We start from the raw sequence: 8,444 nt of genomic DNA on the forward strand, positions 1-8,444 counted from the left end.
ATCCATCATGACCCCCAGTTTTGCGTGTTGAGCGCAGCGTAAAGGGGGATGGGAGCTTTGACATCCCGCAAATTAGTGATTTGGGGGTGGGCACTGCAGCCCTGCGCAGGACCAGGCGCAGAAATCGGGGGCTGGACGCAGCGGCAGCAGGTGCAGGCAGCTGGCAGCTGGCCATCCGTCCGTTTGACTTGCCTGGTCGCCTGTTCCAGCTTGGCATCGATCAGAGACAAACGGGCAGGTTCGCTGCTTGCGGGCACTGGCCTGCGGGCGAGCAACGCAGCCCCCCTTCTCGCCATTCAGCCCATCAGCAGCCAAATTCTGGTGGTCTCCATCGTGCTCGGACATTTGGTTTTCTTTCATTTTCTTTGGAAAACAACCCATCCCTATTTCTGAGAAGAACACGACGGCCCATAGCCCAAACTACAAACCATGCGAATGGCGCTGGCAGGCAGAAAAAGAGTGCGTAGCGAACTTCGCGCCCGTCATGCAGCCAGGCCAGCGCCCCTGGCGCGATGTTTATGCAGGCCATTTCAGCAGCAGAGGCAGGCTGGCCGCTGACATGCTGCAACGAGGCGCGCAGCTAAGCTCAGGCGATCTGGCCGCCTTGCAGGCGCCCCCAACGCACACGCACCACACGCGCAGCACGACATGGTCCCCCTCCCCAAGCCACTGGCCTATGTAACGGACGCCACACCCGGGTGGCAGCGCATCCCCGATGGAGACGGGTTCGTCTACCACAACCAGCGCGGGCAGACCATCCGCAACCCGCGCCAGCTCCAGCGCATTCGCCAGTTGGTGATTCCGCCGGCCTACACCGATGTCTGGATTTGCCCCGATCCACAAGGCCACCTTCAGGCCACTGGCCGCGATGCCCGAGGGCGCAAGCAGTACCGCTACCATCCGCTCTGGCAGGAGCAGCGCAAACAGACCAAGTTCGACCGCATGGCCGCCTTTGCCGCCAAGCTGGGGTGCATTCGCCGGCGCATCCAGCGTGACCTGAAGGCGGGTGACACCACGCAGAGCTCAGTCGCGGCGGCCGTCGTTCGCCTGCTCGACACCACTGCACTGCGCATTGGCAATGACAGCTATGCCCGCGACAACGGCTCCTTTGGTTTGACGACCTTGCGCAACCGCCATGTGACGATGCGCGCATCGCGTATCCGGCTGGCGTTCAAAGGCAAGAGCGGTGTGGAGCAGCAGGTGGAGCTGGACGACCCGCGCGTGGCGCGCATCGTGCGGCGCTGCCAGGAGCTGCCCGGGCAGCGGCTGTTCCAGTACCTCAATGAGGACGGAGAGCGCAAGCAGCTGCGCTCGGAGCACGTCAATGCCTATCTGCACGAGATCGCCGGCGAAGACTTCAGTGCCAAGGACTTTCGCACCTGGCATGCCAGCGTGCTGGCCTTGTCGCTGGCACTGCAGTCGCGCAGCGGCGATGCCCCGCTGAGCGCGCCCGATATCGTCAAGCAGGTCGCCCAGCACCTGGGCAACACCGTGGCGGTCTGCCGCAAGTTCTACATCCATCCGCAGGTGATGGCGCGGTGCGAAGCGCAGGATGGCACACCCGATATGCCGGCCCCCAAGACCAGCAGGGCAACAGGCCTGCAGGCAGCAGAGCGCGCCTTGCTGGCGTTGTTGGGCAGCGGTAGGCGCAGGCGCAAGGCCTAAATAGGACAGGCACGGCGGCAGCGCAGGCCATGCGCTGGATAGCGCTCTGCAAAACCCTCGCCTAGTGGGAGGGATGCGGAGCCCCAGATGCCGGAAGGCCCTGGTGGCCGCAAGCACAGGGCCCCAATAAAAACGCCGATATCCCGGGGAGATATCGGCGTCGCACCCTGCATCGATAGCTGCGATCAGCTTCGATCAGCGGCTATCAGTCACGTTTTGTGCTGCGCAGGCCTGCCATGCCCATGGCCGCCACGGCCAGCATCATCAGCATCAGCTTCCAGGCGTCCAAGGTGGGAACCGCCTTGAGCTTGGAGCCCGAGCCATCAATCGGTGTATCGGGGGAATCAGTTTGGCGGTTGGTAAAGGTACAGACCAGCTCTTCCGCCGCGACCAGCGCAACACGCAGCTGCCTTGCGGTCAGATCCGTGGTCACTGCGCTTTGGGGTGCCGCACCGTTCTGGGTGGTGCATTGGATGCTGACAAGCTTCCAGCCGGCCGCTGCGTTTTCAGTCCAGGTGTAGGTTTGGCCTGCCTCCAGGTCCGCGATGGTCTGGCTGCCCGTTCCCGCATTCGTGAGCACCGTGGTGGTCGCCGGAACGCCCGTGCCTGTACCTGCAAAGCTGAACGTCGCGCTGCCCGCTGCGGCGCCGCCCGCCGCCGTCTGGGCCAGCTTGGTGATGGTCAGCTTACCGGCAGGCAAGGCAGACAGCGTATTGGTCACCACCACCGACAGCGGCGTGTTGGGGCCGAGCACCGAGGTCGGGTTGGGCACAATCGTCGCAGCGCCAGTCCAGGCATAGCCATTGGGCGCCGCAGGGGGCGTGTCTTCCGTCACCGTGCAGGCATCTTTGTCGTAAAAGCTCAGCGCAGCGCTATCGCCGCTCACAGCGCCAGCGGCAACCGTCGCCGACCACTTTTGTGCAGGCTGCGCACCACAGGTGATGCTTCCGCTGAAAGTCATCGCCGCAGGCATGCCCGCCGCAGGCAGGCCCGCGACCTTTTTCGTCACCGTGATGGGCGAGCTGGTGTTGAAAATCTGGAAGTTCACCGTGCTGCTATTGGACTTGGGCACCGGATCAAGCCAGCCAGGCGCCACCGCTGCCGAGGCGGTGTTGGCAAAGGTGCCTGCCGTGTTTCCAGCCGCTCCCGTGATGACAAAGCGAACGATTCCACCGTCCGGCAGCGTGGGGATGGTGCTGCTGACCTGGTGGCCCGCACTGTCGTAGTTCACCGCGCCGCAGACCGCGCCCGGCGTTTGGGCAACGCAGACCGCATTGCCATAGACAAACCCGCTGGGCAAGGGGTCGGAAAAAGCCACATTGTTGGCCACGGCCGAGCCCGTGGCATTGGCCACATCGATGGTGTACACCACGGTGGAGCCGCTGACACTGGTGGTTACAGGATCTACCTTTTTGTTGACGGAGATATCCGCACAACTGACGGGCAGAGTTACCTGTGCGGAATTAGTGCCCGGGCCCATATCGATATAGCCTGCAGGCACAGAAGCGGAGAAGGTATTCAAGATATAGCTGGATGCGGTATTGCCACAGGAGGGCACATCCAGCGCAGTCGGGGTCATGGTATAGGCCACCGTCACCGTGCCACCTACCGGAAGCCGAGGGACAGATGTGCTGAATACCGCCACATCAATCCCTGCCTGGGACTGGTTGCCAAAATTCGAGGCATCCGGGCACACAGCGCCCCCTGTCGCATTGCAGCTGGCGAAGGACGTACTGGTATTGATGTACTGGTAAGGCGCGCCGTAGGTGTAATTGGCAAAATTGGTGATGGCATCATTGATCTGCACCTGGTCCACCGCATTGGGGCCGTTATTGACCAGCTTCATGGTGTAGGTAATAGGCTGGCCTGCCACAAATACATTGCTGCTTTGCGTCTTGCTGACCTCCAGATCGGTTTGCGGGCAGTCAGGCGCCCGAGGCGTTTGAATAGTTACCTGCGATGCATTATTGTCGTAGTTGCTGTCCGTCGTTCCACTGGGCAAGGTGGCTCTGAATTCATTTTGTATAAAGCCTGCGCCCGAGCTGCAGCGCTGCGTGCCCACGATGGTAGGTGTCATCGTGTAGACAATGCTCAGCGCCCCGCCCACAGGCAATGCGGGAACCGTGGTATCGAACAAGTTGTAGTCAATACCAGTTGCAGAGACATTATTAAAATTTGAATCATCAGGGCAAACCGCAGAACCCGAGGCCGTACAAGCTACAAATACCGCATCGATATTGATGTAGCCATAAGGGGCGCCGGCGTTGTAGTTGGAAAAGCTCGTAATGGCATCACGAATGCTGGCTCCGTTCGCTGCATTGGGGCCATTGTTCACCAAGGTCATCGTATAGGTCACCGGGGTGCCCGATGCAAACACATCGCTGCTCTGGGTTTTGGTAACTGCCAAATCCGTTTGCGGGCAATTGGGCGACTGCGGGGTGGAAATACTCACCTGGGCGGCATTGTTGTCGTAGTTGGAATCGGTCATGCCCGCTGGCACCGAGGCCCGGAATTCATTGCGCAGAAAACCCCCGCCCGTGCTGCAGCGCTGAACACCGGTAACGCTGGGCGTCATGGTGTAGACAATGGTGATCAGCCCGCCCGACGGCAAGGTCGGCACCGTGGTATCAAACAACACATAGTCAATACCCGTCGCAGACTGGCTGTTGAAATTGGAAGCAGCCGGGCACACGGCCCCGCCGGCAACCGTACAGCTGACCAAGGCGGTGCTGATCGTCAGATAGTCATAAGGGGGGCCCGCGTTGTAGTTGGCAAAGTTCGTCAGGCTGTCTCGAATATTGGCACCGTCTGCACTGGCCGGCCCTTTGTTCTCCAGCGTCATGGTGTAAGTTACCGGCACCCCAGGCGCAAATACATTGCTGCTCTGGGTCTTGGTTACTGCCAAATCGGTTCTGTAAGACATCGCCGTGCTGACCACACTGCTGTTGGTAGCAAGGTCTGGATCGGTCACGCCCGCTGGGGTATCGATACGCGCCGAGTTCGTGATACTCGATGGCCCGCTACTCGGGAAAGTCCCCGTAATCTCAATGATTACCCGGCCCAGCGCTGGTAAAGCAGGAATACTCCCAGCAACGCTGGCACTGCTAATCGCCAGGGATGCCGGGCACACCGCCCCATTGGTGGCTGAGATGCAGCTGGCAGCAATATTGGCCAAGCCGGGCGGCAGATTGTCCACCACGTTGGCACCATTGGCAGCACCCGGACCGTTGTTATCGATGGTCAGCACATAGGAAAAGCTCTCACCCCCGTTCGCAGACACTGGCCCGGTTTTGGTGATTTGCAAATCGGCAGTTTGCGCTTGCGCAAAAACCGGCAACAGCATGCTTGAGAATACCAGGAAGCAGAGCTGCCCTATTCTCTTCTGAATGAAATTACAAGACATATAAATCTTTAAAAATAAAGAATTTTCTGGATTTATTCAGGATTAGAAATAGCCACCACATTGAAGCCAATGCATAGCACTTACCCGAAAATTCTTGCCTCAAAAACCAAGTCAGAACCTGACATAGGAAACCCGATCCCCTCATGACTTTTCCGGCCACCAACGGCTGTAGAAAAGTCAATCTCCTCCAACTCTGCAACCGTCAACAATTGACAAATTCTAAGAAAAATTGCATTTAATCAAAGAAATCTATTTTATTTCAAAGCACCCATTAAGACTGTGAACAATCTCTTATTGAGGGTTAATGCATGCCGCAGCCAGGCACACGGTGCGAACTCCCTCGCCCCCTGGTTGGCCGCAAGATCGCGCGTGCCCAAGGGGCTTGGACAAGGCAAAAGCAACGGCGCAAAAACAGCGCAAGCGCAGCATGGAGGTTTGGCACACCCACCCTCGCTTGCGAGGGCGCCTGTCTGGTGCTCAAAGCGAGGATGGGTGTTGGCATGCGCGTTTGCGCTCAGCGGCGCTGGCAGCACATGCCAGGGCCCCGGGCTCGCGCCGGGCACGCAACAATGGCCGGGGCCAGCGCCGTGGTTGGCTGCATTCCTCGGCCAGTTGCACAAGCCCGGCTGGCGGAGCCAGGCGTACCGCGCATCGGGGCGCAGCAAAAACCCATGGGCATGCTTGCCGCCAGTGCAGCCGGTCACTGTTGATCAACGGGCCATGAATGCCATGCCACGCAATCGGCACTGGCGCTGTGCCGGGCAGCGCCAGGCCACCGCGCTGGCATGGCACGGACGGGGTCCTCGGCCATCGCTGGCTTGTCAGCAAGCACCAAGCCAACGGTTGTCAGGTCTGCGGTGGGATGCCGCAAGGGGGTGGCACAAGGCGTGCAGCAAAGCGCCAGCGCGGGGGCAGGTTCAGCGGCGTGCTGTGCCAGGCAGGCACGCGGACTTCGGTCCCCCGGTGCCCCGCTTAGGTCGATGTCCGCCTCCGCATCGAAGCGGGCAAGCGCATGGCCGGTCAACGGCAACTGGCGCGTGCCTTCAACCTCCCACCGTGCCCCGCCGCAGCGCAAGTGGCAAGTGCCGCGCCCTGCTTGCCCAGGGTGTTGACGATGCGGTTTGGGCCTCCCCGGCTGGGGAGGCTTCGCAACCGCCTAGAGCGGATTGTTTCGGCAGTGTCGATGCAGGCTTACCGCGCTTGGCGGCGTTTGTGGCCCACCCGGAATGCCCCAGCCAATGCAGACAGAATGCCCGACAGCAAGAGCAGGCCCCAAGGTGCATTGACGGGAACCGGTGTGGCAGCTGGTGGTGTGCTGGGCGCGGTGAATGTCACGGTCGATACCTGGGGTGGGTTCAAGCCGGCAGACTCCATATTGTCTGGCCCATTGGCATAGGCCGCCGCTGTATTCGATGTCACGCTGACAGAAATCGTGCAGGACTCCATGCTGTCGGCCAAATTACCCGTGACATCAATGGCGGTGGCACCCGCTGCTGCGGTGACCACGCCACTCGGGCAGCTCGTGCTGGCCGCAGGCGTTGCGGCCACCACCAGGCCTGCGGGCAGATGGTCGGTGAACGACCACCCTGCTTTTGCACCCAACTCCGCCGTATTGGTCACGGTGAATGTGAGCACACTGGTGCCACCCACCGCCTGGGTCACGGGGCTGAAGGATTTGTCCAGTGTGGGGCTTACATCCAGCAGCTGAATGTTGTCGAATGCATGGTCATTGCCACCACCACTGCCATTCGCATTCGTCATGCGGATACCGACGGCCGCGGTGTTGATCAGCACCCCGCCACTTTGGTGTGTGCCCAAAATAGCGCCTTGGCTGCCCGTCGATGCGCCAGCATTACCGAGGGCCGGCATGTCCAGCAAGCTGCCCTGGCATCCATCAATCTGGCCACCTGCGGTGACAGGGGACCCGGCATCGAGCAAATAGAACTGCAGTTGGGGTGCGCTGGCCCGGTAGCAGTTGGCCGCAGCTACATCGATACCGACGGCGATGAACCGGCTCGGCGAGGGCAAGGCAATGGTATTGACCGTCTCGAACTCCACCCGCCCCGCGCCGGGATTATTAGAGGTATAGGCAGACACTGCAAAATTGGTGGCGGGCGTGGCCTGGCCCTTGAACGTACCCAAGGCTTGTGCAAGCTGCTGCGTCACGTTCCAGGCCTCTTGGCTCCCACAACTGGCAGTCTGACCGTCATTGCCCGCCACAGGCTGGTCGGCAGACGAAAGAAGGCCATTGCAGCTGGTCAGCCAAACCGAATCAGCCGAATAGGTTTGGCCGGCGACGCCCTGATAGCCCGTCAGAATCTCTCCACTGGTGGCGGGTGGGAGGTTTTGAAAATCCTCGGTAAATATCACCGCCGGATTTTGTGGCACACCAGGCACCGCATGCGCTGCACCGGATGCCAGCAAAGCCGCACCCCCTAGGGTGCACAGGCTCAAACAGTAAGAAAGGCGCGATGGAATGCCAGGAAATGGCATGTGGGCCGCATTATCAGAGCATTCGAAATATCCAGTCATATGCACCTTTCAATCAATTCAATCAGCCATTAAAAAAAGCACCCGCGACTCCCACAGCGCGAGTCAAAACAAGGATTCCAATTCTTTGGGCGCCATCGCATCCATGCAATGCCATTCCAAACGGCGTACACCGCAGACAGATGCTGAAAGTTCTGTGTTTTGGCATCGCAGCAAAATAGAAAGATCGCGCACATTCCAAACGGCCCGGCGTGCAGACAGTTTCCTAAACTCAAAAAATTTTTAACCAACTCTCACCATTGAAACTTTGGGATTTTTCAAGTTTTTTTGGTTTTCTTCGGTTGCGTCGGTTTTCAGAATGCCCACGGCAAAAAATCCATCGCCGCACCGGTATTTGTTGCACAGATCCGACGAGTCCCGGTTCGAACTGCATGCCATGGGCAATGGGCCCCCGGGATGTCCAACGCGGTCTGATCCACGCTTTCGCATGCACGCCAAGTGGGGGCTGGTGCGCAGAACCCGTTCTAAACCTATGCCCTTATCGCGCCCGCCCACCGCGGCCTTGGCCTCCACCGAGCAGGCGGAGAAAGTGCCATCCACCTGCGAGCGGGCATGGGGGTGTTGCGGGTGCCCCTTGGGCAGAACGGGCTGAACGGGCTGAACGGGCAGGCAGCCTGCTGCGAATGGCGAAAGCGGGAACGCAGAGGGCTATGGGAATGGATAGCCGGATGCATCGGCCAGAACCCGGCACCTGGCTGGGCGCAGCACATGCGCGTAGCGCCCCCTAATGGCTAGGTGTTGATTTGCAATAGGTTGTTCAAGGCAAGTCGGGATGCTGGAGACTTGTAGCCCAGGGCTGAGTGCGGTCTTCGGGCGTTGTAATAAG

The 8,444-nt window shown here is 60.0% G+C and carries 3 protein-coding genes; 1 reads left to right on the forward strand and 2 read right to left on the reverse strand.

What is annotated here, in order from left to right; all coding sequences use genetic code 11:
* Positions 1-648 precede the first annotated feature (648 nt).
* Positions 649-1,665, forward strand: a complete 1,017-nt coding sequence (locus M2375_RS21075) for a DNA topoisomerase IB (RefSeq protein ID WP_259170208.1) — start codon at positions 649-651, stop codon at positions 1,663-1,665.
* A 205-nt stretch (positions 1,666-1,870) separates the two neighbouring features.
* Here the strand turns inward: M2375_RS21075 and M2375_RS21080 are convergent, their stop codons facing one another.
* Positions 1,871-5,068 (reverse strand): DUF5979 domain-containing protein, encoded by a 3,198-nt coding sequence (locus M2375_RS21080; protein ID WP_310473193.1) that lies wholly within the window; start codon positions 5,066-5,068, stop codon positions 1,871-1,873.
* 1,191 nt (positions 5,069-6,259) lie between these two features.
* Positions 6,260-7,234 carry a hypothetical protein gene (locus tag M2375_RS21085; RefSeq protein WP_259170210.1) on the reverse strand — a complete coding sequence of 325 codons (975 nt, stop codon included), beginning with the start codon at positions 7,232-7,234 and terminating at the stop codon, positions 6,260-6,262.
* Positions 7,235-8,444: the final 1,210 nt, after the last annotated feature.

It is taken from the genome of Comamonas sp. BIGb0152 (assembly GCF_024809975.1).
Classification (GTDB): Bacteria; Pseudomonadota; Gammaproteobacteria; order Burkholderiales; family Burkholderiaceae_C; genus Comamonas.

What these genes read in the sequence shown, in the direction of transcription:
- M2375_RS21075 (WP_259170208.1), top strand. Translation starts at nt 649, where the DNA reads ATGGTCCCCCTCCCCAAGCCACTGGCCTATGTAACGGACGCCACACCC.
- M2375_RS21080 (WP_310473193.1), bottom strand. Translation starts at nt 5,068, where the DNA reads ATGTCTTGTAATTTCATTCAGAAGAGAATAGGGCAGCTCTGCTTCCTG.